This is a genomic window from Paenirhodobacter enshiensis, from assembly GCF_000740785.1.
Lineage (GTDB): Bacteria > Pseudomonadota > Alphaproteobacteria > Rhodobacterales > Rhodobacteraceae > Rhodobacter > Rhodobacter enshiensis.
The window spans coordinates 1-14,196 of the sequence record NZ_JFZB01000026.1 but is presented as its reverse complement, the minus strand read 5'-3'; the positions used below and the strand labels follow the sequence as shown (position 1 = coordinate 14,196).

The 14,196-nt window shown below is 69.5% G+C and carries 15 protein-coding genes; 5 read left to right on the top strand and 10 right to left on the bottom strand.

What is annotated here, in order from left to right; all coding sequences use genetic code 11:
* Positions 1–40: 40 nt before the first annotated feature.
* The 5 genes from CG50_RS12015 to CG50_RS11995 form a co-directional block, all read right to left on the bottom strand.
* Positions 41–787, bottom strand: coding sequence for a GntR family transcriptional regulator (locus CG50_RS12015; protein ID WP_081880410.1), 747 nt, complete (start codon positions 785–787; stop codon positions 41–43).
* Between the two features lie 74 nt (positions 788–861).
* On the bottom strand, positions 862–1,596 hold the full coding sequence (locus CG50_RS12010) for a sulfite exporter TauE/SafE family protein (RefSeq protein ID WP_051909952.1): 735 nt from the start codon (positions 1,594–1,596) through the stop codon (positions 862–864).
* A gap of 61 nt (positions 1,597–1,657) precedes the next feature.
* On the bottom strand, positions 1,658–2,488 hold the full coding sequence (locus CG50_RS12005; RefSeq protein ID WP_036638697.1) for an ABC transporter permease: 831 nt from the start codon (positions 2,486–2,488) through the stop codon (positions 1,658–1,660).
* Complete coding sequence (locus CG50_RS12000; protein WP_036638695.1) at positions 2,481–3,326, bottom strand: ABC transporter ATP-binding protein; 846 nt, start codon at positions 3,324–3,326, stop codon at positions 2,481–2,483. Before CG50_RS12000 ends, CG50_RS12005 begins: the two co-directional genes overlap by 8 nt.
* Entirely contained in the window at positions 3,326–4,321 is a 996-nt protein-coding gene (locus CG50_RS11995) for an ABC transporter substrate-binding protein (protein WP_036638693.1), read from the bottom strand. The genes CG50_RS12000 and CG50_RS11995 overlap by 1 nt, the downstream gene beginning before the upstream one ends.
* A gap of 140 nt (positions 4,322–4,461) precedes the next feature.
* On the opposite strand from CG50_RS11995, the gene CG50_RS11990 reads away from it, so the two are divergent.
* The gene (locus tag CG50_RS11990; RefSeq protein ID WP_036638690.1) at positions 4,462–5,157 is read left to right on the top strand and encodes a cysteine hydrolase family protein; all 696 of its coding nucleotides are present in this window, start codon (positions 4,462–4,464) and stop codon (positions 5,155–5,157) included.
* On the opposite strand, the gene CG50_RS11985 is transcribed toward CG50_RS11990, so the two are convergent.
* Positions 5,154–6,497, bottom strand: a complete 1,344-nt coding sequence (locus tag CG50_RS11985; protein ID WP_036638688.1) for a CoA transferase — start codon at positions 6,495–6,497, stop codon at positions 5,154–5,156. The genes CG50_RS11990 and CG50_RS11985 overlap by 4 nt on opposite strands.
* Positions 6,498–6,647: 150 nt before the next feature.
* On the opposite strand from CG50_RS11985, the gene CG50_RS11980 reads away from it, so the two are divergent.
* The 4 genes from CG50_RS11980 (at position 6,648) to CG50_RS11965 (ending at position 10,952) form a co-directional block, all read left to right on the top strand.
* Positions 6,648–7,820, top strand: a complete 1,173-nt coding sequence (locus tag CG50_RS11980) for a citrate/2-methylcitrate synthase (RefSeq protein ID WP_036638704.1) — start codon at positions 6,648–6,650, stop codon at positions 7,818–7,820.
* 150 nt (positions 7,821–7,970) lie between these two features.
* Entirely contained in the window at positions 7,971–9,377 is a 1,407-nt protein-coding gene (locus tag CG50_RS11975; protein ID WP_036638702.1) for an amidase, read from the top strand.
* 18 nt (positions 9,378–9,395) lie between these two features.
* Positions 9,396–10,106 carry an isochorismatase family protein gene (locus CG50_RS11970; protein ID WP_036638686.1) on the top strand — a complete coding sequence of 237 codons (711 nt, stop codon included), beginning with the start codon at positions 9,396–9,398 and terminating at the stop codon, positions 10,104–10,106.
* 96 nt (positions 10,107–10,202) lie between these two features.
* Complete coding sequence (locus tag CG50_RS11965; protein ID WP_036638684.1) at positions 10,203–10,952, top strand: GntR family transcriptional regulator; 750 nt, start codon at positions 10,203–10,205, stop codon at positions 10,950–10,952.
* A gap of 19 nt (positions 10,953–10,971) precedes the next feature.
* Here CG50_RS11965 and CG50_RS11960 read toward each other — a convergent pair whose 3' ends face one another.
* The 4 genes from CG50_RS11960 to CG50_RS11945 form a co-directional block, all read right to left on the bottom strand.
* Complete coding sequence (locus CG50_RS11960) at positions 10,972–11,193, bottom strand: hypothetical protein (protein ID WP_036638682.1); 222 nt, start codon at positions 11,191–11,193, stop codon at positions 10,972–10,974.
* 34 nt (positions 11,194–11,227) lie between these two features.
* Positions 11,228–12,661, bottom strand: a complete 1,434-nt coding sequence (locus CG50_RS11955) for an Asp-tRNA(Asn)/Glu-tRNA(Gln) amidotransferase GatCAB subunit A (RefSeq protein ID WP_051909948.1) — start codon at positions 12,659–12,661, stop codon at positions 11,228–11,230.
* A 45-nt stretch (positions 12,662–12,706) separates the two neighbouring features.
* On the bottom strand, positions 12,707–13,774 hold the full coding sequence (locus CG50_RS11950; protein WP_036638680.1) for a hypothetical protein: 1,068 nt from the start codon (positions 13,772–13,774) through the stop codon (positions 12,707–12,709).
* Positions 13,771–14,196: oligopeptide/dipeptide ABC transporter ATP-binding protein (locus CG50_RS11945; protein WP_036638678.1), on the bottom strand; the 426-nt coding region annotated here is incomplete at its 5' end. The genes CG50_RS11945 and CG50_RS11950, both read right to left, overlap by 4 nt.

The window sequence follows — 14,196 nt, the reverse complement described above, 5'->3', positions numbered from 1 at the left end:
GTGCACGCGCTGGTGACGCAGAACTGAGCCCGGCGGCCGGTCAGGCGCGGGGACCGCGCCGGGTGCGGCCGGGCCGGTCCGCCTCATCGGTGTCGGGCGGGACGTCGACACGTTCGGCGCCCGAGATCGCCTCGGCGCGGCGACCGGCATTCAGCACATGCGCGGTCGCCAGATCGGCGGCGCGGTCCTCGGCCCGGTCGATGATCGCTTTCAGGATATGGGCGTGCTCGCTCCAGCTGTCGCGCTGGATGGTGGGGTCGGCCTTGGCGAACAGCAGCGCCGAACGCAGCCGCAGCTGACCGAGCATCTCTTGCAAAAGCTCGTTGTCGCCGGCGCGGGCGAGCATGTCGTGGAACCTCTCGTTCAGGCCGGGCAGGATCTCGGGGGAACCGCCGTCGAGGGCGCGGCTGCCCTCGTCGAGAATGCTTTGCGCCTGCGCCAGCAGTGCCGGATCGCCGCGCCGGGCGGCGAGGCGGGCGTTGTGGCCTTCGAGAACGGCGCGGATCTCGACGATCTCGCGCGACTGGCGCTGATCGAGGAAGCGCACATAGACACCGCGGCGGTTGATGACCTCGACCAGCCCCTCGGAGCCGAGCAGGCGGAACGCCTCGCGGATCGGGTTGCGCGAGACGCCGAATTCCTCGGCCAGGCGCTCTTCATACAGACGGTCGCCGGCGCGAAACCGCCCCGAGACGATGCCCTTCTTGATCTCTTCATAGACCTTGGTGAACAGGGCACCGTGCATCTGTCCGATCTTTTGCGGCGCATCGCCGGAATTATCCTGCATGGGGCCCTCCTTGCGGGGCGATCTTGCATCGAAGACCGGGGGCGTTGCAATGGCGCGCCTGCCCGGGGGAAAGGTCAAAGGCCGCGCGCCAGCAGCGCGAAGCCCGCAAGCGCCGACAGCCCGATCACGATCAGCCGGAGCGTGGCGCGCGGCACCCGGCGCGCGAGCGGCGTCGATACCCGGTAGCCGAGCCCCATCGGGATCAGCAGGAACAGACCGAGCATCACGTCCTGCACGCCGAACCGGCCGACCGCCGCGAGCGAGATCATCGAGAACACCGTTCCAAGCGCCAGAAACCCCGACAGCGAGGCCCGGATCGTCGCCGGGCGGGCGTTCTGATAGACCAGCGCCATCGGTGGCATCCCGGCCGAGGTCAGCGTGCCCATGAACCCCGAGAGCGTCCCCGCCACCAGCAGCGCCGGGCGCGTGGGCGCGAAGCGCAGCCGCGTCAGGCTGAGCCCGGCGCCCAGCACGATCACCGCGCCGAACAGCAGGCTCATCTCGCGCGCGGGCAGGAAGCCGATGGCCCAGGCCGCCAGCGCCGAGGCGACCAGCCGCCCCGCCAGCGCATAGCCGAGCCCCGAGGTGTCGAGCGCATCGCGCTCGCGCCACAGCGACATCACCGAGATCACGCAGGAGATGAACAACAGCGGCCCCGGCACCAGCTGCGGCACGCTCAGCAGCAGGATCGGCGCCGCCACCATGCCGAGGCCGACCCCGCTGAGCCCCTGAAGACAGGAGCCGAGAAACACGATTACCCCTGCGATCAGCCAGTGCGACGGATCGGCGACGGAAAGGAAGGAGGGCATGAAAGGTCTTTCGCGAAGGATGGGGCCGGGCGGCGCGAACCGCCCGGCCGGAAAGGTCCGCTCAGCGCGCCAGCCGGCGTTCGAGCATCTGGATCAGCAGGTAGATCGCGATCGAGATCACCCCGAGCACCACGATCGCCGCCATCACCATGTCCATGCGGAAGATCTGGCTGCCGTAGACGATCAGATAGCCCAGACCCGCGGTCGAGGCCTGGAATTCCCCCACGATCACGCCGACCAGCGACAGCCCGACATTGGCCTTCAGCGCGGCGGTGAAGGTGTCGATATTGCCCGGCAGCACCACCTTGCCCAGAACCTGCGCCCGGCTCGCGCCCATGGTGCGCACCAGCTTGACCTTGTTCGGGTCGGTCTGGCGGAACCCGGTATACAGCATCAGGATGGTGATGAAGACCGAGACCGCGATCGCCACCGCGTAGATCGACCCGGTCGGACCGAGCCAGATATAGAAGATCGGCACCAGCGCGATCTTCGGCAGCGCGTTCAGCACCACGAGGAACGGATCGAGCACCCGTTCGAGCGCGGGCGACATCCACAGCGCGACGGCGATGGCGGTGCCGCCGATCATCGCCGCGGCGAAGCTGATCACCACCTCGACCAGCGTCACCCACAGGTTCGACCAAAGCTGACCGTCGCCGATCAGCTCGGCCGTGGCCTGCCACACCGCCGAGGGGTAGCTGGTCAGCATCGGGTTGACCCATTCCATGCGCGGCGCGATCTCCCACGCGGCCAGAAACAGCCCGAGCAGAGCGATCCGGCTGAGCGCGATCAGCATCCGGCGCCGGCGCTGAGCGCCCTGCCAGGCGCGGTAGGCGGGGCTGGGCGTCTTCGGCGCGGCGCTGACCCCGGGCGAAACGGAAACGGTCTCAGGCATGGTCTTCCATCTCTCCCCAGATGCGGTTGAAATAGCCTTGGAATTCCGCGGCTTCGCGGGCCGCGAAGGCGCCCGGGCGGGTGTCGCCCGCACTCGGGAAACGGATCTCGTGGATCGAGCGCAACCGCCCCGGGCGCGGCGCCAGCACGATCACCCGGTCGGCCATCGCGATGGCTTCGGGGATGTCATGGGTGACGAGGATCGCGGTCTTGCCCTCGGAGCGGATGATCGCGCCGATCTCATCGGCGATCGACAGCCGGGTCTGGAAGTCGAGGGCGGAGAACGGCTCGTCGAGCAGCAGAAGATCGGGCTGCATACACATGGTCCGCGCCAGAGCCGCGCGCTGGCGCATCCCGCCAGAGAGTTCCGTCGGACGATGGCCCATGAACTGGCCGAGGCCATAGCTTTTCAGCAGCCGTTCAGCGCGGTGATGGGCGGCCATCATGTCCATGCCGCGCACCTCCGGCCCGAGCAGCACGTTGTCGAGGATGGTGCGCCATTCGAACAGGCTGTCTTGCTGCAGCATGAAACCCACTTCGGGCGGCGGTCCGGACACCGGGCGGCCGTTGATCAGGATCTCGCCCGAGGTCGGCCGGATCAGCCCGGCGAGCAGCGACAGCATCGTGCTCTTGCCGCAGCCCGACTGCCCGACGAGCGAGATGAACTCGCCCTTCCGGACGGTGAAACTGATGCCCGACAGGGCGTGAGTCTCGCCCTTGTCGGTGAAGTAATGCAGGTGCACGTCGCGGAATTCGACGGCGGGCGGAACGGTGCGCGCCGCGGCGGGAAAAGCTGTGGCGGGAAGAGCCGTGGCGGGAAGGGGGGGCTGCACCTGCATCACCGGGCCTTCGCGGCGAATTCGGGGGCGACGAGGGCTTCGTAGGGCTGGCGGTCTTCGGCACGCATCAGCCCGCCGTCGATCAGCATATCCTGCAATGCCGAGATCGCCTCGGGCGCGATGACGGGGGTGGCTTTCCACAGGCCGGCGGCGCGCTGACGCTCGAAGCTGGTCTGCAGAACCGCCGGATCGACGCCCGGGAAGAACGGTTCGAGCACCTTCGCCGCCTCTTCGGGCGAGGCGGTGGCGACCCAGGCCTCGGCCTCGGCGATGGCATCGGTGAAGCCCTGCACGATCTGCGGCTTCTCGGCGATGAAGGTCTGGGTGGCGGCGAAGACGGTATAGTCGATCCGCCCGACCTCGGAGCCGACGTTCGCCAGCGGCACATATCCCTTCGTCGCCGCCATCACCGAGACGTCGGGCTCGAAGAACGTGCCGAAATCGGCGGTCTTCGCCATGAAGGCGCCGGTGCGCGCGGCGGGCGCGATATTGGTGACGATCTGCACGTCCTTGTCGGGGTCGAGCCCGTGCTTCTTCAGCGCGGCGCGCAGGAACAGCGCGGGCGAAGACCCCTCGCGCCAGCCGAGGATCTTCTTGCCGCGCAGCTGGCTCCAGTCGAAGCCGTCGATCGCCTCGTGTCCCATCAGGAACGAACCGTCCGTCGCCGTCAGCCCGGCGAACAGCCGGATCTTCACCGGCGACTTGCCGGTCTGGACATAGACCGAGGTTTCCGGTCCGACGAGCGCGATGTCGGCCGCCCCGCCCAGCAAGGCGGCGGTCGCCTTGTCGCTGCCCTGCGCCGCCAGCAGATCGAAGTCGATGCCGTGGCGGGCGAAGTAGCCCTGTCCCTTCGCGACATAAAGCGGCGCGTAGAACAGCGAGTGGATCACCTCCATGAACTTGATTTTGGTGGTGTCCTGAGCCCCGGCGGGGGCGGCGGAAAGCAGGCTCGCGGCGACGGCCATCGAGGCGCACAGTGTCTTGAACGGTTTCATGGAACGGTCTGCCAGATGAGTGAACGATGGGGATGGCCTACGGATACCGTATACTGTATACAAGATTTTGCCGAAAATGAGCGGGAAAGTTTCACGTTCGGCTAAAAAACAGGCCGATCTGACAGGGAAATCGGGAAAAGATGAGCAACATACATAATTTCGAGATGCCGGATTGGGCGCAGGAGCGGATTCTGGCGCGTCAGGGCAAGGCGATCGTGCATGACGATGTGGCGCCGGGGCAGACCGCTCTGGTGGTGGTCGACATGCAGAATTACTTCATGGATCCGGCATCCGGCGCCTCGGTGCCGAAATCGCGCGAGATCGTGGGCACGGTCAACGCGCTGGCCGATGCGCTGCGCAGCGCAGGCGGCACGGTGGTGTGGATCCGCACGCTCTACACCCCGGAGGCCGAGCTCTCGATCCCGCATTTCCACCGTATCCTGATGAGCCCGGACAAATACGCCCGCCGCTGCGAGGCGCTTCAGCGCGACGCCGAAGGCTCGCAGCTGTGGCCCGGCCTTGAGGTGAAGGACGGCGATCTGGTGGTGGAGAAAACCCGTTACAGCGCCTTCGTCAGCGGGGCCTCGGCGCTCGATCAGATCCTGCGCGCGCGCGGGATCGGCGCGATCTGGGTCGCCGGCACGATGACCAACGCGTGCTGCGAGTCGACGGCGCGCGACGCGATGATGCTGAACTATCGCACCACGATGGTGTCAGACGCCAACGCCACGATCCGCGATGACGAGCACGCCGCCGCGCTGATCAACTTCGCGCTGTTCTTCGGCGACGTGACCGACAGCGCCACGCTGACCGGCCGGCTGACGGAGCAGGCCTAGGCCCAGACCGTCCCGGGCGGGGCGGCGCGCAACGGCCCGGCGGGGCACGACCAGCGCGCGCCCGATCCGTCCGGCAGCCGGATCGGGAACCGCAACCGTCGCGCCGGGCCCCAGACGGTGGCCTCGGTCTCCGGTGCCAGATCGGCGGCGGTTTCCGGGGCGAGGTCGGGGCGCTGTTCTTCTTCCCCGGCCGAGGTCAGCAGCGCCGCCGTTCGGGCCAGCGACAGCCGCGCCGAGGCGATTTGCCCGGTGCGGTCGCGCCGGCGCAGCGCGCGCAGCACCGCCGCCGCCATCAGATAGCCCGTCGCATGGTCCAGCGCCTGCACCGGCAGGGGGACGGGGCGCGCGGCCCCCGTCCGGCGCATCCCCGCCTCGGCGATGCCGCAACTGATCTGCACCAGGCTGTCGAAACCGCGCCGCCCCGCCCAGGGGCCGGCCCAGCCATAGGCGTCGAGCGTGACCTCGATCAGCGCCGGGGCGAGGGAACGGCGCCGGGCCGCATCGTAGCCCAGCCCGTCCAGCGCGCCCGGCCGGTAGCCATGGACCAGAACGTCGGCGCCCGACAGCAGGGCCTCGAACCGGGCCCGGTCAGCGGTGCGGCGCAGATCGAGCCCGAGACACCGCTTGCCCGGCGTGACTTCGGGGACGATCCCGGGCTCGTCCCAGCCGGGCGGGTCGATGCGCAGGACCTGGGCGCCGAAGCCGGCCAGAAACCGCGTCGCGACCGGCCCGGCCAGCACGCGCGTCAGATCCAGAACCCGCAGGCCGCGCAGCCCCGGCCGTGGGCGGGCCGGGGCCTGACCGGCGTCGGTCCAGGCGATCAGCGGCTCCTGCGCGACGGCGCGGCCCTGCGGATGGGCAGCCCAGCCAGCCAGATCGTGCATCGCCGCCGCAGCCCCGCCCGCCGCGACCACGGCGGCCTCCAGCGCGTCGCGGTCCCGGTCGCGGACGGCCTCGGCCACCGCGGTGCGATCGGGCGCACAGCCCAGCACCGACAGCGCCGCCGCCCGATGCGCCGCGGCATTGGTGTGCAGCCGCACCCAACCGTCGCGGGCCCGATAATCGCCGGCAATCGCATCCCAAGCTGCCGGCACCGCCCATCCCTGCGGCCGCAGGCTGGTCTGAAACCACATCAGCGTCAGCCGCCGGTCGAGCGCAATCGCCCCCGCCCCGAGGCAGGCCGCAAGCTCCGTCCCGGCCGCGCGCATCGCCGCGCAGGCCAGATCCGAAACCGCGAAGACCGAGGGCAGCATCGCCGGCGCGCTGTCATGGACAGTGACCTCCGCGGGCAGATCCGCGCCCAGGGCTGCGTCGATTTCGGCAATGAACAGGGGTTTCATGAGGCGCTCCACGATCCGGTGAGGTTCAGGACAGCGCGCGGCAGGCGCCGGTGGCAATCTTGATAAAGACAATCAATGTAAATTCCGCAACCATGTGCGGTGTCGGGTCATGCAGATTGGCCGGGCAACCCGAAACGTTCGGAGACGGGCATGACGGAACCGGAGTGGATCGACGCGCGCTCGGCCTGCGCGCTTTTGGGGGTGCGGGCGCAGACGCTCTATGCCTATGCCAGCCGCGCGCTGGTGCGGGTTCAGTCGGATCGGCAGGACGCGCGGCGCAGCCTCTATGCCCGGGCCGATATTCTGGCGCTGCTGGCGCGCCATCGCCGCCCCCGCGCCCGCGCCGAGGTCGCCCGCGCCGCGATCCGCTGGGGCGATCCGGTGCTGAGCACGTCGGTCTCCGATATCGGCGATGGGCGGTTGCGCTTCGCCGGGCGTCCGGCTGAAGATTGTGCGCAGAACATGAACTGCGAGGACATTGCCGCCCATCTGTGCGCAATCGCGCCGTTTTCCACGCCCGTCGTTGCCTTCGACGGCGGCGGCGACAGCGCTCTTGGCCGGGTTTTGTCCGCCCTGTCGGCCCGGGCCGCGACGGCGGCCCCGATGCAGGGCCGGGCGCGGGCCGAAATCGGGGGCGAGTTGCCGGCCCTGCTGGCCGGGGTGACCGATGCGATGCTGGGCCGGGCGGGCGAGGGCGCGGTGCATCTGCGGTTTCGCGCGGCCTGGGGGCTGGATACGGCCGCCACCGACGCTGTGCGCCGCGCGCTCGTGCTGCTCAGCGATCACGAGCTCAACCCCTCGACCTTCGCGGTGCGGGTCTGTGCCTCGACCGGGGCGAGCCTGCCGGCGGCGCTGCTGGCGGGCATGGCGACGTTGAGCGGCCCGCGTCACGGCGGTGTCGCGGTTCTGGCGCGCGAAGCGTTGCAGGCAGCGCGGCGCGGGCGGTTCGGGGCCTTTCTTTCGGCCCGTCCGGGCGTGTCGCCCTACGGTTTCGGCTTCGGCCATCCGCTTTACCCAGACGGAGACATCCGGGCGCGCTGTCTGCTCGATGCGCTGCCGGCGCAGGACGGGACGCGAGCGGCGGTCGGGGCGGCCGCGGCGCATCTGGGGCTCGCGCCCAACATTGACGCGGCGCTGGCCGCGCTGGCCGAGTGTCACGCCCTGCCCGCGACCGCCGCCTTCGCGATCTTCGGCGTCGGGCGGATGGCGGGGTGGGCCGCGCACGCCATCGAACAGGCTGAGCGCAACGAGATCATCCGCCCGCGCGCCCGCTATGCCCCGCCCTGCGGTGCTGTCTCCGGGCGGCCATCCGGCGGCGTGTGAAAGAACGGGCAACTCCGCCCCGGATGTCCTGCCGATTGGGCAATTTCGCGATTTGCGACCGTTTTGGCCTGTCCCAGATGAAATTGGTTCGGACCATATGGCGATCGCGCCGATGCTGCCTTTCAGACGACAGCCAGAATGGATGATCAGATGGAGATTTGGCAACGCACCGTCACCGCGCTTGCGGCGGATATTCGCGACGGCAGGCTAACGGCGCGCGAAGTGGCCCGGGTGTCCCTTGACCGCGCCGAACGTCTGGGAAGCCGGCTGCGCAGTATCGCCACGCTCGATCCGGACCGGGTTCTGGCCGAGGCGGCGGCGGCCGATGCCGATCTGGCGGCGGGGCGGCTGCGCGGCCCGCTGCATGGCGTGCCGGTCGGGATCAAGGACATTTGCGACGTCGCCGGATACGAGACCGGCAACGGCTCGCGGCTGACGACGGGGCAAAGCGGTCCGGCGGCCGCGGATTGCGTGGTGGTCGGGCGGCTGCGCGCCGCCGGCGCCATCGTTCTCGCGAAGACCGAAACCCATGAATTCGCCATCGGCGGCCCGGACCCGACCTTGCCGACCGGCCCGGCGCGCAATCCCTGGAACCTGGATCATTATCCCGGCGGCTCATCGAGCGGCTCGGGCGCTTCGGTCGCGGCGGCGATCGTGCCGGCGGCGATCGGCACGGATACCGGGGGCTCGATCCGCATCCCCTCGGCCTATTGCGGCCTCGCGGGGATGAAACCGACCTATGGCCGGGTGTCGCGGCGCGGCATCTCGCCATTGGCATGGAGCCTCGATCACGCCGGGCCGATGACCTGGACGATGGCCGACAACGCTTTGATGCTGAATGCGATTTCAGGATACGATGCGGGGGATCCGGGCTCTGCCGCCGCACGGGTGCCGGATTTTCCGAGCGGCATCGACGCCGGCGTCGCCGGGCTGCGGATCGGGGTCATGGCGGGCTGGGTCGAGGATTGCGCCGGGCGCCTTTCGCCCGAGGTCACCGCCGCGCTCGACGCCGCGGCCGGGGCGTTGCGGGCCGCCGGGGCCGAGATCGGCGAATGGCGGGGCAGCCCGGTTCAGGATTTCATCGCCGTCAACCGGGTGATGCTGCTGGCCGAGGCCTTCACCGTGCATGAGCAGGACTTTCGCACCCAACCCGGGATCTTTGGCCCGTTCCTGCGCGAGCGGCTGGCCGTGGGCGCCCTGCTGAGTGCGGCCGATTACATTCAGGCCCTGCGCCGCCGGCAGGAAATGATCGCCGAATTCGCCGCGGCATTTCGCGACTTCGACCTGCTGCTGTGCCTGTCGGGCGCCTCGGATGCGCCGGTGGCCGCGGCGCAGAAACCCGGCACGATGCTGAGCGGGCTGAACCTGACCGGTCCGTTCAACGTCACCGGAAACCCGGTGCTGTCGGCGCCTTGCGGGCCGGATGCGGGCGGGCTGCCCGCTTCGGTGCAGATCGTCGCCGCACCGTTTCAGGAGGCCCTCGCCTATCGCGCCGGCCGGGTGATCGAACGCGCCCTCGGCGCCCGCGACCTGCGCCCCGACATCGCCTTTTCCTGACCCGCGAAAGGATATCCCATGCACAGAATCGAGATCACCGAGCAGACCATGCGCCGCCTGATGGGGCGCCGCGGCAAGCTGCAGATCTACGACCGGATCGAGCCGGCACGCTCGGCGCTGATCGTGGTCGACATGCAGAACTGCTTCCTCGCCCCCGGAATGCCGGCCGAGTTGCCGGTCGGGCGCGAGATCGTGCCCAACATCAACCGCCTCGCCGCGGCGTTTCGCGACAGCGGCGGCCATGTGGTGTGGATCCGCAACACGCTGCTGCCCGAAACCCGGCGCAGCTGGTCAGTGTGGACCGACAAGATCCTCAACGAGGCCAACCGCGAGGCGATGTATCGCGAGATGGCACCCGGCAGCCTCGGCCACGAGCTGTATCCCGACCTCGACGTTCGTCCCGAAGACGCGCAGATCCGCAAGTGCCGGTTCAGCGCGTTCATTCAGGGGGCGTCGGATCTGCCCGCCCATCTTCAGGAACGCGGCATCGACACCGTGGTGATCACCGGCGTGGCGACGCATGTGTGCTGCGAGTCCACCGCGCGCGATGCGATGATGCTGAACTATCAGACGCTGTTCGTCTCGGACGGCTGCGCGGCGTTCTCGGATGCCGATCACAACGGCGCGCTGAACGCCCTGATCCAGAGCTTTTGCGACGTTCAGGACACCGATCAGGTGATCCGCACCCTTACGGCGGGGGTGAAGGACGCAGCGGCGGCGGCGGAATAGGCCCTCGGCCGCCGGGCCTTGGCGGGGCCGGGGGGCTGCGTGTAAACTGCCCCGGTGCGCGCCCCGGATGGCGCGGGCGTTCCGGGGAGGGAACCGATGTCCCAGCGTGTGCCGCGCTACGAAACGCTCAGCCTCGATCTGGCGCATCAGATCGCTGCGGGGAGGCTGCCGGTCGGTGCCACTCTGCCGCCGGAGCGTCAGATGGCGCACGATCTCGGGGTCAGCCGCTCGACCGTGCGCGAGGCGCTGCGCCGGCTGGAGATGCGCGGTCTGATCAGCCGCCGGCAGGGCGCGGGAACGGTGGTGCTGCGCACGGCGGGCAGCACCTACACGATGCAGCTTCATTCCCTCGAAACCTTTTCGCTTTACGATCTCGACGAGACCCGTCTCGAGATCCTCGGGCTTTCGGCGGCGGAGCCGGAGGATGTCGCCCGGCTCGGTCTTGCGCAGGATGGCCTTGCGCGGGATGGCGAGTGGTTTCGCTGCGAGATGCTGCGCCGCCATATCGCGACGGGGCGGCCCGCCGCCTATACCCATGCCTTCCTGAGAGCCGAATTCCGTCCGATCTTCGACGATCCGCAGATCGGGGCGGAACCGTTCTACCGCATCATCCGCCGGATGTTCGGCACCGATGTCCGCGATGCCACGGTCGAATTTTTCGCCGCCACCGCGCCGGCGGGCGCGCGCCGCTATTTCGCCCCGGACCTGCCCGCGACCGAGGTCGTTCCGGCGATCCGGCTGATCCGCAGCTTCTTCGAGGCCGGGGGGCGGTTGTGTCAGCGCTCTGAAACCTGGCATTGCGGCCCGTCGGGCGCCTTCCGCACCGAGATCCGCCTCCCCGACTGAACGGCCGGCCGCGGCGGGATTACAGCTGCTGCCCGGGCGGCACCGGCAGGGCGAAGACATGCGCGGGCTCGGCGCTGTGCGGACGGGGTTTGCGCACCGCCGAAGTCACCTGCGCAGCATGGGTCCATGACGCATGAAGCGCAGAGCGCAACTCTGCATCGGGGCTCAGCCCGGAGCGTCTGATCAGGGTGTCGACCTCGCTGTCGCTCAGCGTGGCGGTCATGTTGGGATCTGTCGTCATGGGAAATCTTTCTGTATCGGTAGGTTGCAGGGAATTACACGGCGGGGGCCGCTGCCCATGGCGAGGGGTGCAGCGGGTTGGCATGGCGTGCGCGCCAGGCGGTCGCCTGCTCATAGGCGTGACCGGCGGCGAGGACTCCGGCTTCGTCGAACGGATGGCCGACGATCTGCAGACCGAACGGCAGCCCGGCCGGGGAAAAGCCGTTGCACACCGACAGTGCGGGCGAGCCGGTGACGTTGAACGGCTGGACATACAGCGGGCGCTCCAACATGGCGTGGGTCGACTGGCCGCGCATCGGCGGGGCGCCGCCGGGCAGGGTGGGCAGCACGCACAGATCGGCCCCGGACATGGCGCGGGCGAATTCCGCGCTCAGCTCGCGGCGGCGGCGCTGCGCCTGCAGGTAATCGGCGGCGGTGTAGAACGCGCCGAGGGTGATGCGCTCGCGCGCGAAGCGGCCATAGTCTCCGGGCCGCGTCTTCAGGTTGATCTCGTGCCCGGTATAGGATTCCGAGCGCGAGATGACCGTCTGACAGGCAACGTAATCTTGCAGCGGCGACAGCCGGATCCCGGTCACCGTCGCCCCGAGGCTGCGCAGCACGCCAAGGGCCTCCTCGAAGGCGGCGAGACAATCGGCATCGGCGGGGCTGTCGGTCTCGAAGAAATGCCGCGGCACGACGATGCGCTTGCCGCGGATGCCCTGCGCCAGCGCCGTCGTGTAATCGGGCACCGCCGCCCGCGCCGAGGCCGGATCCAGCGGATCGTGACCGGCGATCTCTTGCAGCATCAGCGCGCAGTCTTCGGTGGTCCAGCACATCGGCCCTGCGTGATCGAGGCTCCAGGCGAGCGGGATCACCCCCCGGCGGCTGACCCGGCCATAGGTCGGCTTCAGCCCGGCGATGCCGCAGCGTGCCGCCGGAATGCGGATCGAGCCGCCGGTATCCGTGCCCATCCCCGCGATCACCATCCCCGTCGCAACCGCCGCCCCGGTCCCCGAGGACGAGCCGCCCGGGTCGTGATCGCTGTTCCACGGGTTGGTGGCCGGCGGCCAGGGCAGATCGAAACTCGGCCCGCCGATGGCGAATTCCCAGGTCGACAGCTTGCCGAGGCTGACGGTCCCCGCCTGACGCAGGCGGGTGACGGTGGTGGCGTCCTCGGCGGGGATGTTGTCTTCCAGCACCTTGCTGTGGGCGGTGGTCAGCACACCTTGCGTGTCATAGATGTCCTTCAGCCCGATCGGGATGCCGTGCAGCGGGCTGCGCGGGCGGCCGGCATCGAGCTCGGCTTGCAGGGTGCGGGCCTCGGCGCGGGCTGTCTCGATGGTGCGGGTGACGAAGGCGTGGACGGTGTCTTCGTAGGCCGCGACGCGGCTCAGGCAGGCCTCGACCAGTTCGGGCACCGAGATTTCCCTTCCGCTCAGCATCCTGCGGGCCTGGGCGATGGTCGGCACCGCGGTATCGGGTAACGTCATGATCTGTCCTTCCCTTGCGCCAGAAAGCTGGCCGTTTGTCGAATGTCAGGCGATGCCGATCCCGTTCAGCATCGCGAAAATCGCCGTCATCACCGCCGGCAGCCGCGCCAGATCGAGCCCGTCGAGCGCCGCGCGGAACGCCGGGTTCGACGTCAGGGCCATCCCCATCGCCACCGAGGCCGAGAACAGCGCCATCTCGTTGCCGAGTCCGTTCAGGCTGGCGCGCAGCACGGGTTTCAGCCCGGGCAGGGCCGCGCGATGGGCGATCAGCGCGAAGGCCAGCACCGCCAGCGGGGCCGTCAGGATAATCGTGTCCATGGCCGGCATCGCGCTGAGCAGGTTCACCGCCGCCAGCACCGCCGAAGCCCCCAGCACCGGCACGGCCACGGAACCGAGCCCGGGCGCGATCCGGCGCAGACCGCTGAATGCGCCGCGCCCCATCGACAACGCCAGCCCGATCAGCGCCAGCCCCATGCCGCACAGGATCGCCTGCCACAGCGGCACCTGCGGAAAGCCATGTACGGCAAATCCCATGCCGACGGTGAACGGCGTCCACAGCACCGCAAGGCTGACCCCGCGCAGCGCCACCCGTGCCGCTTGCGTGCGCAGGCGCAGCTCGCCCATCTGATCGGCCGGCGGCATCACGATGGCGAAGGCGCCCATCGTCACCACCGCGCCGATCACATGACCGACGACCAGCAGCGAATCGCTGCGCGCCTGCGGCGGCAGATCGCGGTGTCGTGCCTCGATCCGGCTCAGGGTGCCGCCGCGCTCCAGCGCCCACCGGATCATCGCGATCGCCGGGAAGCAGCCCATGAACACCAGCGCGGTATCGAGGCCCGACAGCGCTGCCGATACCGGCGAGCCGCTGGCCAGACACAGCCCCGTCACCCCCAGACAGGCCAGCACGATCCACCGGGTGCCGCGCCCGACCTGAGGCAGCGTCAGCACCAGATATCCACCGAGCAGCCCCATCGCGGCATATCGCAGCCCGGCGACCGGCCACAGGATGTGCTGGATACATTGCACCCACATCGCCGCCCCGAGAACCGCGATCGCCCCCTGAACCAGGCGCTCGCGCCAGCCCGGAGAAGGCACGCCGCTGACGGTCACCGGGGCTGCCCCGCAGAGGTCTCCGCTTCCGGATCGCGGCAGCGCACCGCATGGCCCGGGCTCAGCGGCGCCAGAGCGGGCATGGCGGCGCGACATGCCGGAGCGGTGCGGGCACAGCGCTCGGCGAAGGCGCAGCCCTCGGGCAGGTGCGCCAGGTTGGGCGGCGCGCCCGGGATGGTCTGGATATGATCGCCCCGGCGCTGGCCGTGGATCGTCGCCGCCAGCAGGCCGTGCGTGTAGGGGTGGCGCGGGCTGCGGATGATGTCGCGGGTCGGTGCCATCTCGACGAAGCGGCCGGCATACATCACCCCGATGCGGTCCGAGACCTCCTGCGCCACGCCGATGTCATGGGTGACGAAAATCACCGCCATATCCATCTCGCGTTGCAATTCGCGCAACAGCAACAGGATCTGAATCTGCAC

Coding starts and splice junctions, on each gene's coding strand:
- CG50_RS12015 (WP_081880410.1), bottom strand. CDS start 787: ATGCAGGATAATTCCGGCGATGCGCCGCAAAAGATCGGACAGATGCAC.
- CG50_RS12010 (WP_051909952.1), bottom strand. CDS start 1,596: ATGCCCTCCTTCCTTTCCGTCGCCGATCCGTCGCACTGGCTGATCGCA.
- CG50_RS12005 (WP_036638697.1), bottom strand. CDS start 2,488: ATGCCTGAGACCGTTTCCGTTTCGCCCGGGGTCAGCGCCGCGCCGAAG.
- CG50_RS12000 (WP_036638695.1), bottom strand. CDS start 3,326: ATGCAGGTGCAGCCCCCCCTTCCCGCCACGGCTCTTCCCGCCACAGCT.
- CG50_RS11995 (WP_036638693.1), bottom strand. CDS start 4,321: ATGAAACCGTTCAAGACACTGTGCGCCTCGATGGCCGTCGCCGCGAGC.
- CG50_RS11990 (WP_036638690.1), top strand. CDS start 4,462: ATGAGCAACATACATAATTTCGAGATGCCGGATTGGGCGCAGGAGCGG.
- CG50_RS11985 (WP_036638688.1), bottom strand. CDS start 6,497: ATGAAACCCCTGTTCATTGCCGAAATCGACGCAGCCCTGGGCGCGGAT.
- CG50_RS11980 (WP_036638704.1), top strand. CDS start 6,648: ATGACGGAACCGGAGTGGATCGACGCGCGCTCGGCCTGCGCGCTTTTG.
- CG50_RS11975 (WP_036638702.1), top strand. CDS start 7,971: ATGGAGATTTGGCAACGCACCGTCACCGCGCTTGCGGCGGATATTCGC.
- CG50_RS11970 (WP_036638686.1), top strand. CDS start 9,396: ATGCACAGAATCGAGATCACCGAGCAGACCATGCGCCGCCTGATGGGG.
- CG50_RS11965 (WP_036638684.1), top strand. CDS start 10,203: ATGTCCCAGCGTGTGCCGCGCTACGAAACGCTCAGCCTCGATCTGGCG.
- CG50_RS11960 (WP_036638682.1), bottom strand. CDS start 11,193: ATGACGACAGATCCCAACATGACCGCCACGCTGAGCGACAGCGAGGTC.
- CG50_RS11955 (WP_051909948.1), bottom strand. CDS start 12,661: ATGACGTTACCCGATACCGCGGTGCCGACCATCGCCCAGGCCCGCAGG.